Origin of the sequence: Flavobacterium soli DSM 19725 (genome assembly GCF_000422705.1) — a bacterium.
Classification (GTDB): Bacteria; Bacteroidota; Bacteroidia; order Flavobacteriales; family Flavobacteriaceae; genus Flavobacterium; species Flavobacterium soli.
In genome coordinates, this window is the sequence record NZ_AUGO01000002.1 from 284,120 (window position 1) to 301,282 (window position 17,163).

Below are 17,163 nucleotides of genomic sequence, written 5' to 3' on the forward strand. Positions count from 1 at the left end.
AAGAGAAAAACTATAGCTAGAATGTATAGTTCTTCTCTTTTTATAATTTATGGAGGTCTGTTTTTATTACAAATTTTTCAAAGAATCTTCTTGCAGCAATGTTTTGTAAATATAACCTGCAGCAATTGCTCCTAAAATTGGAGCTAGCCAAAACATCCAAAGCTGTAGCAGTGGTTCTCCCATAGCAATCAAGGCTTGAGATGTAGATCTTGCCGGATTTACAGATGTATTGGTGATAGGAATACTTATCAGGTGAATCAAGGTCAATCCTAAACCGATAGCTAATCCCGCAAATTTACCATTTGCAAATTTATCGGTCGCTCCAAGAATAATCAACAGGAAAAACATTGTCAATAGGAATTCAGTCGCAAAAGCAGCTTCTAATGAGTAGCCCATTGGTGAAAAATGTCCGTATCCATTGGAAGCGAAAGCACCCGCCTGAGTATTGTCAATGGCAAAATTGCTGTTTCCTGAAGCGATGAAGTACAAGGCTATACCAGCACCAATAGCACCGATAGTTTGTGCTAAAATATAAGGAACAAGTTCCTTTGCAGGAAATCGTCCTCCCGCCCAAAGTCCGAATGATACTGCTGGATTAAAATGTCCACCAGATATGTGCCCGACAGCATATGCCATCGTTAGAACTGTTAGACCAAAAGCTAGGGCAACCCCAGCGAAACCAATCCCTAGATCGGGAATACCGGCTGCGAAAATAGCACTTCCGCAACCTCCGAAAACGAGCCAAAAAGTTCCGAAGAACTCTGCTAATAATTTTTTCATGATTAAAGTGTTTAAATTGTAAATGGATTAAATTTTTCATTTTAGCGAATATATAAACAGGCCCAAATCATTAGAAGTGCTTGGAGGGGTAGCCTTAGAAGAAGTAAATACTTTGGTAGACCAAAGCTCGCTTTAGGATTTTGATACATATATAAATTGGCCGGGAAAACTGCAATTAATAATGCAATAATTCCGATGGCGGCGAATTTCGAAAAATAAGGAAAACACAAGAGAATACCGAGTAGAATTTCCACAGTGCCGGTAATCTTGTTTAAAAGTTCGGGTTTAGGAAAACTTGGTGGTATAATTTTGACATACATCCTAGGTCGTAAAAAATGGTTTATACCTGCTAGAACATACAGCAGTGCCATTAAATACAAATGCCAAGGGAAGTTGAATGCCATTCAATTAAACTTTAATAAGGCTAATGTAAGTTTTAAAAACAACAATTCAAACAGGGAAAGTTAAATAGATTTCGATTTATGTTTTCTTCGATTTCAAATTGATATTCATAATTACAATTGCAAAAATGATTAGGATTATGCCTATCCATTGTATAAAATCTACCTTTTCGTTTAGCAAGAAATAAGCCATTAACACCGAAACAGGAAGCTCAAGTGATGAAATGATGCTTCCCAATCCAATTCCTGTCAATGGAAAGCCAGCATTTAGAAGCATTGGCGGAATTATAGTGCCAAAAAGCGATAGAATAATTCCCCATTTTAAGAATATACTAAAATCGAAATCTTTTGCAGTCGAAAATACACCTATAGTATTTTCGAATGTAGAAAATTGGTTGGGTAGTATCTGGGTTATGAATGCAAAGATCAAAACAATTATACCACCTCCCAAAAGCATGTATAAGCTTCTTTGAGCGGAAGAAATCTCTGTTGCAATTCGATTTGCAGTAAACATTGTTGTTGTAAAAGATGCCGCTGCCAACATTCCAAAAAATACTCCCAAAGGATTTAAAGCAATCTCTGAATCGATAAGGTTTGTAGCCATCACAGTTCCAACTAAAACAATAACAACGGCAACTGTTTTAATCAAAGAAGGTAGTTTTTTTTCTAAAAACATTTCCAATAAAACCCCCATCCATACTGTTTGCATCAATAGCACAATTGCTATGGAAACCGGAATGTCAAATTTTACAGCGAGATAATAAAAAATACTTGTAAGACCCGTTGAAGTTCCGGCAACCATCAATTGGGTAATGTTTTTGCGGGAAGCTTTTATTGCACTATTGTTATTTCTTTTTCGTTGAAATGCATTGATAAGTAATATTCCGAAAATACCAAATAAGAATTGCGAAGAAGTCACCTCGGCAGTGGTAAAACCTTCTCCATAAGCCATTTTTACAAAGGTAGCAAGCATACCATAACTTGTAGCACCAAGACCCACTAAAACAACTCCTTTTATTACTGTGTTATTTGTCATTTTCAAAAAATTAAAAGCTGGCAAAGATAGGGTTTAGTTGTCTTGCAAACCATCTTTGTGTTCTGTTTTTAAAATTTAAGTAATAACGTATACTTTTTTCAACAAAAAGAGAGTTGTAGCTATAGCAAAACATATAGTGACCTAATTTAATCTTTAGCATGAAAATGATTCAAACATTTTTTCTCTTTTCTTTCTTATTTTTAAGTTGCAATAATCTGGTGGAGAACAATGATGAAACCAAACCTAAAAGGGATTATGCAACATTTCACAAAGAAGCTTTGGCCTATTGTAAAGCGAATAGTTTTAACGAAAGTTATTATTTCTTGATTGATTTGAGCATACATTCAGGAAAGAATAGATTTTTTATTTATGAGTTTGAAGAAAAAAAGATAAGCAATCAAAATTTAGCCACACATGGCAGTTGTGATCAATTTGAGTCCAACTCAACCAAGTGGGAAAAAGCGAAATTCAGCAATGCAAACAATAGCCACTGTTCGTCGAAAGGCAAATTTAAAATAGGAAAAAGGGACTACAGTTCATGGGGAATTAAGGTGAAATATTGGTTGCATGGTTTGGAATCTCAAAATTCTAATGCCGAAAAAAGGGTGGTGGTATTACATTCTTGGAATGCTGTAGCCAATCAAGAGATTTATCCAGAATTTAGTCCTTTGAGTTGGGGTTGTCCAGCAGTTTCAGATGAATTTATGGAGCACTTGGATGCCAAATTAAAACAAACCTCAAAGCCTGTTTTATTGTGGATTATTGAATAGTGCTTCCAGAAATGATTGTATAAATTTTGTGTGGTATTTCGTCAAACTCTTCGAGCACAAAAGGTTTTGCCAAAAAACTTCTCACACCATATTGAATACATTTTGAAACATATACTTTACTTATAGAAGTAGAATATGCAAATGATGGAATTTTTTTTAGCTCTTCGTCATTTGCAATTTTCATCAATGCTTCTATGCCATTTATAATAGGCATGTTAATATCCGTCAATATTACATCTGGTTTTTCGGATTCATTGTTCAGGAAATCAAGAAGTTCTTTCCCGTTTTTAACCAAACTGATTTTGCTAAAAGCTGAATGTCTAGAAAAACTTTGTTCGATTATTTCACCGTCATCCTGATCATCTTCGGCAATAAGGATGTGCAATTCATTCAGTTTTGTCATCAATTTTAGGAAATTTTGATAAAATTTTTTTAAAGATAATATTTCTTTTCAAGTTTTAATCTTTTGGGAAGTAATTGCATCTTTACTATATTTTAAAATGATTCTTGACTTTTAAATTTTATAACATTTCTGCTGTTAATTATAAGCTAAAAACAGTAACTTTCAAGCTTAATTTATTTGAATGAAGTCTTCAGAGTTTTTATCAGATGGTGGCGAGCTTGGAAGTTACATACGTAGCTATGATTGGCTATCAACCCCTATAGGTTCTATTGATACTTGGCCCCAAAGTTTGCTAACCACCCTAAGCATTATATTAAATTCAAATTTCCCCATGTTTCTATTTTGGGGTGAAGAGCACATTTGTTTTTATAATGATGCCTATAGACCAAGTTTGGGAGCGATTGGCAAACATCCTTCGACTATTGGAAAGCCAGGGAAAGAAGTTTGGCCTGAAATCTGGGATGATATTTATCCTATGATTAGTGAAATTATGAAGGGAGGAATGGCCAGTTGGAAAGAAGATCAGCTGTTACCGATTTACAGAAACGGAGCTTTAGAAGATGTATATTGGACTTACAGTTACAGTCCCGTGAAAATCGAATCGGGTGAAATTGGGGGTGTTTTTGTGACTTGCGTAGAAACTACAACTAGTGTCAAAAACTTTCAAAAACTGCAAGAAAGTGAAAATCTTTTGCGTTTTGCAATTGAAGCTGCCGAATTGGCAACTTGGGATTACTGTCCAATAACCAACAAATTTTCTGGAAATACTACCTTAAAGGAGTGGTTTGGACTTCCGTATGATGCAGAAATTGGACTTGATGTAGCAATAAACGCTATAGTAGAAAGCGACAAAAAAAGAGTAATCAGGGAAATTCAAAATGCTTTAGATTATAATTCTGGAGGTAGTTATGATATAGAATATACCATAATTCATCCTGAGACACAACTTCCAAGAATCATTAGAGCTAAAGGAAAAGCATCTTTTAATGAGGAAAAAAAAGCTTATCGCTTTAATGGAACCATTCAAGATACTACGCAACAATATACAGCTCGAAAGAAAATAGAAGATAACGAAAACCGCTTACATTTAGTCATTGACGAATCTCCTGTAAGAATCATTTTTCTAACTGGTCTAGAGATGATCGTGGAGTTAGCTAATGAAACAGTTCTTACTAGTTGGGGAAAAGACAAATCAATTATTGGGCAGCCTTTGCTTCAAGTGATGCCCGAACTAGCAACTCAACCGTATCTTAAATTGCTAGATGAGGTTTTTAGAACAGGAAAACCTCTAACTCAAAAAGCAACTTCTGTTCACTATACTGTTGACGGAATAATTAAAGATTATTATTTTGATTTGTGGTATAAACCAATGTTTAATGCTGATGGCGAAGTATATGGAATCTTGTCAACGGCAGTAGATGTAACGGAGAAAATTATTGCACAGCAACGAATTGAACAAAGCCAAAGAAAACTAAAAAGTGTGGTAGAAAGTGCTCCTTTTCCAATTGGAGTATATGTTGGCAGGGAGATGAGAATACAATTGGTCAACCAATCGATCATGGATATTTGGGGAAAAGGGTATGATTTAATAGGTAAATTATATGCAGAAGTTTTACCTGAACTTGAAGGCCAAGAAATTTATGAACAGCTTCAAAGAGTTTATGATACTGGAATTGCATTTCACAATAAGAATGCAAAAATATATCTGATGGTCAACGGCAAGCGAAAATCTTTTTATTTCAATTATAGTTTCACGCCTCTTTTTGATGCCGAAGGCAAAGTATATGGCGTGATGAATACCGCTGCAGATGTAACGGAACTCAATATCGCAAAGAAAAGGCTCGAAAAAAGTGAGCAAAATCTTAAAAACGTGATTTTGCAAGCTCCAGTTGCCATGTGCATTTTTAAAACTTCGGATTTTGTGGTTGAAATTGCAAATGATATGATGCTTGATTTTTGGGGTAAACCAGCTGATGAGATTATGGGAAAACCAATATTTGGAGCACTTCCTGAAGCACGAAATCAAGGTTATGAGGAATTACTCAATAAGGTTTTTAGAACAGGACAAACCCATAAAGCGGTTGAACTTTCGGTGACACTGCCAAGAGATGGGAAGATAGAAACAGTTTATATGGATTTTGTATATGAAGCGTTTCGTGATGACAATGGAACTATAACGGGTGTCATGGCAGTTGTAATTGATGTGACCGAACAGGTTTTAAACCGAAAAGAAATCGAAGAAGCTCAGGAAAAAGCACGACTAGCTATCGAATCGGCAGATTTAGGACCTTATGAGGTGAACATGCTTACGAATGAAGTGAAAACTAGCGATAGATTCAATGAAATTTGGGGCGTTGAAGGCGAAATTACACGTGAAAAGCTTATTCAGTTTATTCATCCCGATGACTTGATAGTGAGAGAAAAAGCTCATGCAGAATCTCTGGTTTCAGGAAATCTAGATTATGAAACCAGAATTGTCCAAAAAGATAATTCAGAACAATGGATTCGTATTAAAGGAAAAGTGATCTTTGATGAAAATCGCCGACCAATAACTCTATTGGGTGTAATTCAGGATATTACAGAGCAAAAACGCTTTGCAGAAGAACTGACAAAGCAAGTGAACGAAAGGACATTACAATTGCAACGTTCAAACGACGATTTACTTCAATTTGCCCATGTTGCAAGTCATGATTTGAAGGAACCAATCCGGAAGATCAAGATTTTCACCAATATGATTGAGAGCGAATATGCTCAAACAATTCCCGAAAAAGGCGTTAATTATTTAGGAAAGGTTCAAAATGCAGCGGATCGAATGTTTTCCATGGTAGAAGGTGTTTTGGCCTATTCCACTATAAATTCTGCCGAAAGGCCCATTCAAAAAGTGGACTTAAATACTACTTTACATCATATTGAAACAGATCTTGAGGTTGTAATCGCGCAAAAATCGGCAGTAATAAAAAGAGATCATCTTCCAGAAATTGAAGGTGCAGAGGTTTTATTGTACCAATTATTTTATAATCTCATTAATAACGCCTTGAAATTCTCGAAAGCAGATGTCGCTCCCATTATCGAGATTTCATCTTCGGTTATAGAAAAAGAAAAAATGAAATATCTGAGAATATTGGTAAAAGATAACGGAATTGGACTTGATCCAGATTATTCGGTTAAGATATTCGATGCCTTTACACGTCTAAATGCAAAGGACAAATATGAAGGAACTGGACTAGGACTTGCTTTGTGCAAAAAAATTATCGAACGTCACAAAGGGACCATACTTGCCAATGGAGAACCAAATAACGGTTCTGTTTTTACAATAGAATTGCCATTCAAGCAAACTCAAAAGGCTATTTAGACCGTGTAAATAAAATTATCCAACGAAGGATTGAAAACGTCCCAATTGATACTCAAGGTATGCTCGATTGACTTTTGAAATTTTGCAAAAGAATTGGGCTTAGTGATATAAAGATTTGCTCCAAGTTCCCTAGTTCTCAAAATATTTTGCTGATCATTTGAGGTAGAAAAGATTACAACCGGAATGTTTTTATATTCTTCTGAACTTTTTAATTCTTTTAAAACCTCAAAACCATCTTTTCCAGGCATATTCAAATCTAAAAAGATAATATGTGGTGATGGAGGCGGATTTCTAACAGCAACAAGCAGTTGGTTGCCATTTTCATGGGTAAAAAGATCAATGTTTTTGTCAATTGCAGCAGTTACATCTCTAAAAAAATCAAGATCATCGGCATCATCATCCGCATAAAAAATGGTGTAATTGTTCTGCATAAAAAAATCAAAAATTAATTAGGGGTTTTCCGAATCAAAATTACAAATTTTAACCTAGCAAAATACACTTGTAGTTTATAAAAGATGTATATGCAAAATTCCGTAATGAATGTTTTTTATTTATTTCATTTTCAGTGTTTTATGATGAATTTATAAACTGAAGTTGTAATAAAATAAAGTTAGAATATAAAAAGAAGATGTATCAAAAAACTATTTTTATAACCTAAAGATGTTTTGCATTATGGATTATATATCAATTATAGGAACTGTAGCAGCAGTTTTGACAACGGCAGCCAATATTCCGCAGACCTACAAGATGATTAAAACGAAATCAACCAAGGATATATCGACTGTAACTTATTCTATGTTGCTTCTGGGGTTTATACTCTGGGTAGTTTATGGCATTTTTCAGCAAGATTACCCAGTGATAATTGCCAATGGTATTTCGGCACTCATCAGTACTAGTATCTTGTCCCTGAAATTTATCCCTGCTAAAATGTTGGATAAAATAAATGAGAAAGTCACGCCAGACGAGAATGCTTAAAAGTCATATTTCCGCTCGACGGCAAATCTGATTAAATCGGTCTTGCCATGAATATTAAGCTTGCGTAAAATATTTTTCCGATGTGTGTCAACTGTGCTTTTTCCTATAAATAACAATTCTGAAATTTCGATGGACGATTTGCCTTCACCAATCAATCGAAGGATTTCCTTTTCGCGAGTACTCAGGAGGATTTGCTCCTTGGTTTCGCTGTCTTTAGAAGTAATGGCGTCATCAAAAAAAGTACCGCCTTGGGCCACAATCCTAATGGCTTCGAGCACTTTTGTCAGAGAAGAATTCTTCATAATATAACCCGAAGCTCCGGCTTGTTTCATTTGTTCGACGGCTTCGTTTTGATCAAACATGCTAAAGGCAATGAATTTTATTGAAGGAAATTCTTTTTTTAGTGTTTTTGTGGCCAAAATTCCGTCGCATTTTGGCATTCGGATATCGGTTATAACCACAGTCGGTTGTTTTTTCCGAACCAATTCAATCAACATTTCGCCATCATTGGCTTCACCAACAACTTTGATGTCATCTTCATATTCAATCGAAAGCTTGATGCCGTCTATCAAGGCTTGATGGTCTTCGGCTATAATTACTGTTATCATATCGGTAGGTCTATAATAATGGTTGTTCCTTTTGTGAGAATGGAATCGATGGTGAAAGTTCCACCCATTTGTTCCACTTTCTGCTCGATGCTTTTGAGTCCGATGCCTCCTTTTTGGGTGATGATTTTTGGGTCAAAACCAGTTCCGTTGTCTTCAATGATGAGGTTCAACTCTTTCGGATTATGTTGTGTGAGATAAATATTCACTTCATTTGCACCAGAGTGTTTGATGATGTTGGTGCACAATTCCTGAATTATTCTAAAGAGCGTAACTTCGGTTTGATTGTCTAATCTTCCGGTCAAGCCGAAGGGAATCACGTTTATTTTTAGCCTTTCGAGGACACTCATTTTTTCGGCCATTTTTTTAACGGCAACTAGCAATCCTTGATTTCCAACAATGCCAAGATTTTTTAGATGCGAAATATTTCTAACTTTCTGATAGGCTTCTTCAATCAAGCTATCCGTCTTTTCATAAAGTTTATTTTCGTTTTTTTCGGAATCTTCATTGCGTTTCAAATTCTGAAAATTGAGTTTCAAAGTCGCTAGCATGCTCCCTAAATCGTCATGAAGTTCGTTTGCAATTTGTTGTCGTTCTTTTTCTTGGCTTTCCAAAATCAAGTCGATATCTCGAAGCTCTTGGTCTTTCAGGGTTTTTTCAAGTTTTTGGGTTTCAATAAGTTTTTCTTGTTCGGCAATTTTTTTCTTTTTGGACATGTTCTTATAGGCAAGTATTCCGATTGTCAAGATTACAAGCAACAATCCAATAAAGGAATAAACGATAATCTTGTTGGTTTTTACTAGTGATTGGTTTTTAAGCTCTTTTTCTCTTGTCTCAAATTTTATTTGATTGGCTGCAATAACATTGTTTTGGTTTTCTATGGACAAACTATCTTCATATGTTTTTTGAAGAAGTTTGAATTTTAAAGCATTTTTATAATCATTGAGGCTATCATAATTTGTTGACATTAGATCATATAATATAGCCTTGGTGTTTTTGATGAATTCTTTTATAGGTATTTTATCAGCTTTTTGTAATAATCCAATTGCTTTATTATAATCTTTTTTGAAATAATAAGATGCACTTTGATTGATAATAGAATTGCAAACTTCATTAAGGTTATTCTGTTCCCTCCAATAAATTTCATTCTTTTTTAAGAAATATAAAGCAGAATCAGGACTATTAAGGTAATTATTGTATAAAATGGCTTGACTAGTGTTGATTTTTGCTTCAAAAAAAGGGCTTTTTATTTTTTTATTAGATGTTTTCGCTTTTTTGATATAGTAAAGACTTTCGGTAGCTTGCTCGGGATTTATTCGAATATTTGCTTCCTGTATGTAGCCTTTAAGTAATAAAGTATCGTTATTTGTCTTTTCAGCAAAATCAAAATATTCCTTAAGGAGATGGTCTGCTTTATTGGTATTGTTTTTTTGAGCATCTACCAGATACGCTAATTTTAGGTTGATTTCTATCGACTTTATTTCTTTGTTTGCTTTTTTATACAGAGTTTTTGAGAGCAGGTATTGTTGAAAAGCCAAGTGCTCTCTGTTTTGGCTATAAAGAAGTTCCCCATATAGAAAGTGATATTCTGCTTTGTTTGAAAGATTGAAGGTTGAGGTGTTTATTTTTAATAACTGTGCTTCTGCTAACTCAAACTGGTTTTTCTTGATGTTTTTTTTTACGTCTGAAAAGTAGTCTTGTGACCAAAGCAGATTACTGCTTATAAACGAAAATATAAGCAATAATCTTTTTGGGGTAATTATATTCTTCAAATTACTTTAGTGAAAGGATGCCCATTCCAACTTTTTTTGGAGCGACCAAACTGTCAGTGGGATTCATGATTCTTTCTGCCTGTTCAGCACTATTTACAATTGCATCATTATGCCATAAAAAAACTTTATAGTTTGGTCTATATGAACTGGAAGTGCCATATTTTGGGAGTGTGTCCACAAGTGTATATACATTCTGACCAGGATTACTTAATTCAAGAGGAGATTTGTTATCAAGATGGATAAAAATAGTTTCATCGTTTATGTTGAATAGTTTAAATGTATATTTATTACTTGTAGTTTCTTCAGGCAAGGAAATAAGGTAGGTAAATTTTCCGTCACTGTCAAAAGTTCCCAGACCGTTGTATGCATCAGGATTACAAGGCTGTTTAGCATTTTTATTCACTGATACCGACTCACTGGTTGTTTGAATACTAGGTGTTTCTTTACATGATTGTAAGAAAATTAAGAATAAGATAAGAGATAATGAATTTTTCATGTTTTTTTTGTTTAAAGTTAATAGGATAAAATTAGGGTATTAAAGTATAAAAAAAATCCCTAATAATAGGGATTTGAATTGTATCAATAGTTTAACTCTCAGCCAAGTCGCTCAAATGCAATTGAAGTGCTTTCACTGAAATGCTGATTTCCCAAAATGAAATTCCCAATGAAATCAAGAGCGAAAGCAAGCTTAGTCCGAAAAGATATATTCCTGCAAGTTCCTGTTCAACAAATAATAAAAGCATTGCAAAAACAGATAAAAACAAACTCAAAACCCCAAAAAGTTGCATGGATCGAATCAATGAGATTCGCAAGTTGAGGTTTTTAATCTGCAACAGAGTTGTTTTGCTATTTTTTTCTTCATAATTCTTTTTTAAACCTCTCACGATTTGAGCAATCGTCAAAAACCGATTTGTATAGGCCAATAAAATCAACGAAGTAGCCGAGAAAAGCAATGCTGGTGTTTCTATGTTTAGGGTCATTGAGGGAGTATTAAGATGGTTGTATTAAGTATTAAGACTTATTTAGAACTTCAGATTTTTAATTTTTTCAATCTCAAAGTTCGTCAATCTATTTTAAATTTCAATTTTTTGCATAAAAAAAACCTGCAAGTACAACTTACAGGTTTTAGTCTTAATACTTACTACTTATTTAATCAACTCGAAACTTCTTTTTACAAAAGCCGTCAAGTCTTCTCCTTTTAATAAATTTTGAGACAATTTTGCCAAATCCAACGCTTGTTTTATCAAATGTTCTTGGTGTGTTTTGTCGGCAGTATTCAAAATGTTAGTTGCCAATTCAGAGTTTGTATTCACAACCAAATTATACATTTCGGGCATATTTCCCATTCCGAACATTCCGCCACCACCTGATTGGCTCATTTCTTTCATCCTTCTCATGAATTCAGGTTGAGTAATAATGAATGGTGATGCATTGCTGTCCATCGCTTCCAATTGAACTGAATACGTCTGCTTCGGAACGAAACCTTCCAAAACTGTTTTCAAGCTTTCTTTTTCTTCGTTTGATAATTTAGAAATTGTGTTCTCGTCTTTCTTAATCAAATTATCGATATGATCTGAATCGACTCTGACGAAAGTCAAATTCTCATTATCAGCTTCCAATTTTTGGATCAAATGCGAGATAATTGGCGAGTCTAACAACAACACTTCATAACCTTTATCTTTTGCCGTTTGGATATAAGAATGTTGTGCATCTTTGTTTCCAGCATATAGGATAACGTGTTTACCGTCTTTGTCGGTCTGAGTTTCTTTTGTGTTTTCTTTTAATTCCTCAAGTGTGAAAAATTTTCCATCAACTGTTGGATACAAAACGAAAGCACCTGCTTTTTCATAGAATTTTGGTTCAGAAAGCATTCCGTATTCCAAAACAATCTTGATGTCATTCCATTTTTGTTCAAAATCTTCACGGTTTTCTGTAAACAACGCTTTCAATTTATCCGCCACTTTACGAGTGATGTAGTTCGAAATCTTTTTTACAGCACCATCAGCTTGCAAATACGAACGTGAAACATTCAACGGAATATCTGGAGAATCGATAACACCTTTCAGCATCGTCAAGAATTCAGGTACAATTCCTTCCACATTATCTGTCACATAAACCTGATTTTGATACAATTGGATCTTGTCTTTTTGAATCTGCAAATCAGCACCTAATTTTGGGAAGTATAAAATTCCAGTCAAATTGAAAGGATAATCCACATTCAAATGGATATTGAAAAGCGGCTCTTCAAATTGCATCGGATACAATTCTCTATAAAAAGACTTATAATCTTCGTCCTTTAATTCAGTTGGAGCCTTTGTCCAAGCTGGATTTGGATTGTTGATGATGTTGTCAACTTCAATAAATTCAGTTTTGTAGTCTTCTGGAGCATCTTCTGGCCTAGGTAAAGCCTCTTTTTTGTTTCCAAATTTAATCGGAATAGGCATAAACTTGTTATACTTTTGAAGCAATCCAGAAATTTTACTTTCTTCCAAGAATTCAAGAGAATCTTCAGCAATATGCAAGATGATTTCCGTTCCTCTTGATGTTTTGTCAGATGGTTCCAAAGTAAATTCTGGGCTTCCATCACAGGTCCAATGAGCTGCAGGTTCGTCTTTGTATGATTTTGTGATGATTTCTACTTTTTCGGCAACCATAAAAGCAGAGTAGAATCCTAAACCGAAGTGACCAATAATTCCTGAATCTTTGGCAGAATCTTTATATTTTTCAAGAAATTCTTCGGCACCAGAAAACGCCACTTGGTTGATGTATTTTTCTACTTCATCAGCTGTCATCCCCAAACCTTGGTCGATGATGTGCAGTTTTTTGCCTTCCTTGTCAATCTTTACTTCAATAATCGGGTTGCCATATTCTGTTTTGGCTTCACCGATACTGATTAGGTGTTTTAATTTTAGAGTTGCATCAGTCCCATTTGAAACCAATTCACGCAAGAAAATCTCGTGATCGCTGTATAAAAATTTCTTAATTAAGGGAAAGATGTTTTCTACTGAAACGTTGATTTTTCCTGTTGTCATAATTAGTGGTATTTATTTATGTTAAAATATTACGGAGTCGATTATTCAAATAGAGTACCAAAATGAGCAAAATGACAAATTGGCGGAATTGTTAATTTTAAGATAATTATAAAATAAAATTTTAACATTTGAACGCTAATGATTGTATATTTGTATAAAATTAAAATACCAAAACTATGAAAAAATTATTTTTATTAGCTGTACTTGCCATCACGTTCGCGTCGTGCAAGTCAACATCAGCTACAAACACAAAGGTTGACAATAAGACCGAACGTTTGATGAAAGGAAACTGGGTGATCAGCTCTGTTTCGTATCCAGGTTCAGAGTACATTAAAGTAACTTCGTTCCAATTAGCCGATTCTAAATGCTTTGTTGGAAGTACTTGGAAGTTCGTTTCGAACAACAACAAAGGTGATATGGCCTTGACTAATGCAAATTGTGCTGGATTTAGTTCACCAATTACTTGGTTTGTTAACAAAGAAGGACAATTTGTATTAAAAGTGTTAAGTGCTGGTGAAAAAGCAAAAAAAGTAAGAGATGGTTATGTGTTGAATGTAGCCAATCAAACAGAAACATCTTTCCAATTGGTTGACAAGATCGACGTTGGTGGAAAAATGACAGATGTTGTATATCAATTCGAAAAAGTTAACTAATCAAAAAAAATTAAGATGAAAAAAATTTCAATAGTAGCTTTAGCTGCATTAATGATGATAGGTTCAGTTTTAACAAGTTGTGAAGCTGCAAAAAATACTAACAAAACGCAAAGAGGTGCCGGAATTGGTGCAGCTGCTGGTGCAATCATCGGTGGTGTTTTGGGAAATAACCTTGGAAAAGGTGGTAACACAGCTCTTGGAGCGGTAATTGGTGGAGTTGTTGGTGGAGTTGCCGGTGGAGTTATTGGTAACAAGATGGACAAACAGGCGAGAGAAATTGACCAAGCTATTCCAGGTGCTGATGTAGAAAGAGTTGGAGAAGGTATCAAATTAGTATTGAATGAAAATGCAGTACGTTTTGATACAAGTAAATCTACTTTGACTCCTACAGCAAAAGGAAATTTAGATAAATTGGTTACGGTTTTCAACCAATATCCTGACACTGATATCGTTATTTTTGGATATACAGACAGTACTGGTAAAGTTGATTTCAACCAAACTTTGTCTGAGCAAAGAGCTGCTTCTGTAAAATCATATCTAGTTTCTAAAGGAATTGCTGCTGCACGTTTTACTACAAAAGGTATGGGAATTGCTGATCCAATTGCAAGTAACGAAACTGTTGAAGGAAGAAGCCAAAACAGAAGAGTTGAGTTTGCTATTACTGCAAACCAGAAAATGATTCAGGATGCTGAAAAAGAAGCTAAACAATAATTTTTAGCTCATAATTATACTGAAAGCTGTTTCGAGAGAAACAGCTTTTTTTGTTTTATTAGTGGTTGAAGTTAGTTGACAATCGAATCTGTGGAAATTTGTGGAATCTGTGTTCTGTTTAAAGAATTGACCTCAAGAAGCCTACATTTTTTTTGAAAGACTTTTAACAAATGTTTTTATGTTTCAGAAATATTTGAAAGTAACTTTACATAAGATTTAAAACTACTCATTATGGCAACAACAAAAAGACCGAATGCGAAGAAAAAATTACTGGATGATAATCAGATCATTACTTTATATATGGACTATGTTTTGGAGAAGAATAAAGCTCCTGAAAACGTCTATCTTTTTTGCAAGGAACACGGAATCGAAGAATCTCAGTTTTATACTTTTTTTGGTTCGCTCGATGCCATCAAGCAGGAAATTTGGGTAAAGTTTTTGGAGAATGCAATCGTAACGATTAACCTTGAGGAGGCTTATGCAGGTTATTCTGAAAAGAATAAAATGCTGACGTTGTATTTTACCTTATTTGAAATTTTTACTTTGAACAGAAGCTATATTGTTTATTCGTTGAAGGAAAATAAGGAAGGTTTGAAGAATTTGCAAGCATTGAAAACGTTTAGAAAACAGTTTAAGGATTTTGTAGGTTCGATCATGAAAAATGATGCTGATGAAAAAGAGAACAGAATTAAAAAAGTTACCAAGCCAGTTTTTGCCGAGGGAGCTTGGATTCAGTTTTTATTCATCTTGAAATTCTGGCTAGATGATACTTCGAAAGGTTTTGAAAAGACGGATATCTTGATTGAAAAATCAGTCAATACATCGGCGGATTTGATGGATACCAAACCGTTGGAAAGCTTGTTGGACTTAGGAAAGTTCATTTGGAAAGAAAAATTTAATTAGAAGCAGGGACCGCGTTAGGGATAGCAATGGAAATCCTTTTTTCTCGCTTCTTTAGCGAGGAAAAAGATTGTAATGGATAGCCCGGCCCTTGGGAAACGCCCAAAAAAATAATAGATGAAAACTTTAGATAAAATTCCGACTACAAAGATTGAACGTGCTGGCCAATTGGTGAAAACAGGTTTCAAGATTGGGGGAAACTATATGGCGTATTATGGCGAAAAAATCGTGAATCCCTCGCTTTCGAAGGATAAGCTGAACGAGAATAATGCCGAGGATATTTATGATGGTTTGAAGAATTTGAAGGGAAGTGCCTTGAAAGTGGCACAGATGTTGAGTATGGACAAGAATATTATGCCGAGAGCTTACGTAGAGAAGTTTTCGTTGTCACAATTTTCGGTTCCGCCTTTGTCGGCTCCTTTGGTTCGAAAAACGTTCAAAAAATATCTGGGAGAATTTCCGGAAGCCATATACGATTCGTTCACTCCAGACTCTGTAAATGCAGCCAGTATCGGTCAGGTACACAAGGCTGAAAAAGATGGGAAGAATCTTGCTGTGAAAATCCAATATCCTGGAGTGGCGGAAAGTATTAGTTCTGATTTGGCAATTGTAAAGCCTTTTGCCATCAAGATGTTTAATCTGCAAGGCAAAGATTCTGAAAAATATTTTAAAGAAGTCGAAAATAAATTACTTGAAGAAACGGATTATGATTTGGAATTGAAGCAGGGAACTGAAATTGCAGAAGCTTGTGGAAGGATCCCGAATTTGAAATTCCCAAACTATTATCCTGAATTATCTTCAAAGAAAATCCTGACGATGGATTGGATGGAAGGCGAACATTTATCTGAATTCACAGCTCATAATACCGATAGGAAAAAAGGCGACAAGCTGGGCCAGGCCTTATGGGATTTTTATATGTTCCAGATTCATAAATTGAGGCAGGTTCATGCCGATCCGCATCCAGGAAATTTCTTGATTGACAAGGAAGCGAATTTAATTGCGATTGATTTTGGTTGCATTAAGCAAGTTCCAGAAGATTTTTATGTTCCTTATTTTGAATTGGCTGATCCCAAAATAATTGATAATCCAAAGCTTTTTAATGCAAAATTATATGAGCTGGAAATATTAAGAACTGACGATACTAAAGAGGAAGTGGAGTATTTTACAGGATTGTTTCACCAATTATTGAGTTTGTTTACATTGCCTTTTCATGGTGATCGTTTTGATTTTTCAGATGAAGAATTCTTTGGAAACATTGCAAAGATGGGAGAAGAATTTTCGAAAGATACTCAACTCAGAAAAATGAATGGCAATCGTGGTTCGAAACATTTCCTGTACATCAACAGAACCTTTTTCGGATTATATAATTTACTCCACGATTTGAAAGCTAGGATTGACACAAAGTCCTTCGAAAAATATACATAATTCATAGTTTTGGTTTATTGGTTGACAAGAGCACGTTTTGTAAAACGCGTGCTCTTGTTTGTATAATATATTTCAAAGAACAAATTTTGATTGTTGGCAGGGTCAAAAGGGATATTTCAAGTAGTCAAAAAAACGTACATAAAATAGCAAGAGTCAAACAAAAAAAGACCATCAAGATTTATTTTGATGGTTTTTTTTTATGAATTTCGTGAAGCTTTAACGTATTCAGTCTATTCACATTCACGCATCTAGACAGTGATGGTTTAGATATTTTATTTATTCCTATTGTCTGGTAAGGTCTTTGTTTATAGTGGATTATAGATTTTTTTATGTTTGCAACCATGATTT

At 34.7% G+C, this 17,163-nt stretch carries 17 protein-coding genes; 7 read left to right on the top strand and 10 right to left on the bottom strand.

Annotated elements, in window-relative coordinates; translation table 11 throughout:
* Positions 1 to 66: 66 nt before the first annotated feature.
* From aqpZ to G508_RS0104390, 3 genes are all read right to left on the bottom strand, one after another.
* Positions 67 to 780, bottom strand: coding sequence for an aquaporin Z (aqpZ, locus tag G508_RS0104380; protein ID WP_026704176.1), 714 nt, complete (start codon positions 778 to 780; stop codon positions 67 to 69).
* 41 nt (positions 781 to 821) lie between these two features.
* Positions 822 to 1,184 (bottom strand): DoxX family protein, encoded by a 363-nt coding sequence (locus tag G508_RS0104385; RefSeq protein ID WP_035694081.1) that lies wholly within the window; start codon positions 1,182 to 1,184, stop codon positions 822 to 824.
* Between the two features lie 76 nt (positions 1,185 to 1,260).
* A complete protein-coding gene (locus tag G508_RS0104390) occupies positions 1,261 to 2,217 on the bottom strand; it encodes an EamA family transporter (RefSeq protein ID WP_026704178.1) in 957 nt (318 codons plus the stop codon).
* Positions 2,218 to 2,381: 164 nt separating this feature from the next.
* On the opposite strand from G508_RS0104390, the gene G508_RS0104395 reads away from it, so the two are divergent.
* On the top strand, positions 2,382 to 2,987 hold the full coding sequence (locus G508_RS0104395) for a murein L,D-transpeptidase catalytic domain-containing protein (RefSeq protein ID WP_026704179.1): 606 nt from the start codon (positions 2,382 to 2,384) through the stop codon (positions 2,985 to 2,987).
* On the opposite strand, the gene G508_RS0104400 is transcribed toward G508_RS0104395, so the two are convergent.
* Positions 2,977 to 3,390 carry a response regulator gene (locus tag G508_RS0104400; protein WP_026704180.1) on the bottom strand — a complete coding sequence of 138 codons (414 nt, stop codon included), beginning with the start codon at positions 3,388 to 3,390 and terminating at the stop codon, positions 2,977 to 2,979. The genes G508_RS0104395 and G508_RS0104400 overlap by 11 nt on opposite strands.
* A 181-nt stretch (positions 3,391 to 3,571) precedes the next feature.
* Between G508_RS0104400 and G508_RS18565 the strand changes: the two genes are divergently transcribed.
* Positions 3,572 to 6,742, top strand: coding sequence for a PAS domain-containing protein (locus G508_RS18565; protein WP_035694084.1), 3,171 nt, complete (start codon positions 3,572 to 3,574; stop codon positions 6,740 to 6,742).
* On the opposite strand, the gene G508_RS0104410 is transcribed toward G508_RS18565, so the two are convergent.
* Positions 6,739 to 7,173, bottom strand: coding sequence for a response regulator (locus G508_RS0104410; RefSeq protein WP_026704181.1), 435 nt, complete (start codon positions 7,171 to 7,173; stop codon positions 6,739 to 6,741). The two genes, G508_RS18565 and G508_RS0104410, sit on opposite strands and share 4 nt — an antisense overlap.
* 241 nt (positions 7,174 to 7,414) lie before the next feature.
* Between G508_RS0104410 and G508_RS0104415 the strand changes: the two genes are divergently transcribed.
* On the top strand, positions 7,415 to 7,717 hold the full coding sequence (locus G508_RS0104415; RefSeq protein ID WP_026704182.1) for a SemiSWEET family sugar transporter: 303 nt from the start codon (positions 7,415 to 7,417) through the stop codon (positions 7,715 to 7,717).
* On the opposite strand, the gene G508_RS0104420 is transcribed toward G508_RS0104415, so the two are convergent.
* The 5 genes from G508_RS0104420 to htpG form a co-directional block, all read right to left on the bottom strand.
* Complete coding sequence (locus G508_RS0104420) at positions 7,714 to 8,325, bottom strand: response regulator (protein ID WP_026704183.1); 612 nt, start codon at positions 8,323 to 8,325, stop codon at positions 7,714 to 7,716. The two genes, G508_RS0104415 and G508_RS0104420, sit on opposite strands and share 4 nt — an antisense overlap.
* Positions 8,322 to 10,094 (bottom strand): sensor histidine kinase, encoded by a 1,773-nt coding sequence (locus G508_RS0104425; RefSeq protein ID WP_157485874.1) that lies wholly within the window; start codon positions 10,092 to 10,094, stop codon positions 8,322 to 8,324. Before G508_RS0104425 ends, G508_RS0104420 begins: the two co-directional genes overlap by 4 nt.
* 1 nt (position 10,095) lies before the next feature.
* The gene (locus tag G508_RS0104430; RefSeq protein ID WP_026704185.1) at positions 10,096 to 10,590 is read right to left on the bottom strand and encodes a hypothetical protein; all 495 of its coding nucleotides are present in this window, start codon (positions 10,588 to 10,590) and stop codon (positions 10,096 to 10,098) included.
* Between the two features lie 91 nt (positions 10,591 to 10,681).
* Positions 10,682 to 11,074: a DUF2721 domain-containing protein gene (locus tag G508_RS0104435; RefSeq protein WP_026704186.1), complete on the bottom strand. Its 393-nt coding sequence runs from the start codon at positions 11,072 to 11,074 to the stop codon at positions 10,682 to 10,684.
* Positions 11,075 to 11,239: 165 nt separating this feature from the next.
* Positions 11,240 to 13,126: a molecular chaperone HtpG gene (gene htpG / locus G508_RS0104440; RefSeq protein ID WP_026704187.1), complete on the bottom strand. Its 1,887-nt coding sequence runs from the start codon at positions 13,124 to 13,126 to the stop codon at positions 11,240 to 11,242.
* Between the two features lie 176 nt (positions 13,127 to 13,302).
* Here htpG and G508_RS0104445 point away from each other — a divergent pair, with 176 nt between their 5' ends.
* The 4 genes from G508_RS0104445 to G508_RS0104460 all read left to right on the top strand — a co-directional run bounded on the left by G508_RS0104445 (position 13,303) and on the right by G508_RS0104460 (position 16,815).
* Positions 13,303 to 13,779 (top strand): lipocalin family protein, encoded by a 477-nt coding sequence (locus G508_RS0104445; protein WP_026704188.1) that lies wholly within the window; start codon positions 13,303 to 13,305, stop codon positions 13,777 to 13,779.
* A 15-nt stretch (positions 13,780 to 13,794) separates the two neighbouring features.
* Complete coding sequence (locus G508_RS0104450; RefSeq protein ID WP_026704189.1) at positions 13,795 to 14,490, top strand: OmpA family protein; 696 nt, start codon at positions 13,795 to 13,797, stop codon at positions 14,488 to 14,490.
* A gap of 231 nt (positions 14,491 to 14,721) precedes the next feature.
* Positions 14,722 to 15,393 carry a TetR family transcriptional regulator C-terminal domain-containing protein gene (locus G508_RS0104455; protein ID WP_026704190.1) on the top strand — a complete coding sequence of 224 codons (672 nt, stop codon included), beginning with the start codon at positions 14,722 to 14,724 and terminating at the stop codon, positions 15,391 to 15,393.
* Positions 15,394 to 15,507: 114 nt separating this feature from the next.
* Complete coding sequence (locus G508_RS0104460) at positions 15,508 to 16,815, top strand: ABC1 kinase family protein (protein WP_026704191.1); 1,308 nt, start codon at positions 15,508 to 15,510, stop codon at positions 16,813 to 16,815.
* Positions 16,816 to 17,163: the final 348 nt, after the last annotated feature.